Origin of the sequence: Pseudomonas sp. HY13-MNA-CIBAN-0226 (assembly GCF_040310305.1) — a bacterium.
Lineage (GTDB): Bacteria > Pseudomonadota > Gammaproteobacteria > Pseudomonadales > Pseudomonadaceae > Aquipseudomonas > Aquipseudomonas gregormendelii.
This window is the reverse complement of sequence record NZ_JBEOPS010000233.1, coordinates 1-275: the sequence shown is the minus strand read 5'-3', so window position 1 is coordinate 275 and position 275 is coordinate 1. Positions and strand designations below refer to the sequence as shown.

General features: G+C 50.2%; 1 pseudogene. It reads right to left on the bottom strand.

Features of this window, described 5'->3' with window-relative positions:
- Positions 1–220, bottom strand: a pseudogene (locus AAEZ05_RS28550) (type III secretion system inner membrane ring lipoprotein SctJ); the annotation flags it as partial.
- Between the last annotated feature and the right edge of the window lie 55 nt (positions 221–275).

Below are 275 nucleotides of genomic sequence, written 5' to 3'. Positions count from 1 at the left end.
GAGTACGTACTGCGCGTCCAATGTCGGCGGCTTGCACGGCCACGACAACGCCGTCTTTGGCTGGGATTTTTTGGGCGCGAATATGTTTATCTGCCAACTCCGCTACCACTTCATTGGCTTCTTGCTCAGAAAGTTGCCGATGAAGTTCAACGCGGTCGCTGCAACCGTTTAACGTGAATACGAGTAACAGAAGCAGGGCGGCAGACAGAGATTTAATCATGTTCACTATTGCAGGTTACAAATTTTGTCGATGCATTGGCTTGTCTTGCCAACGC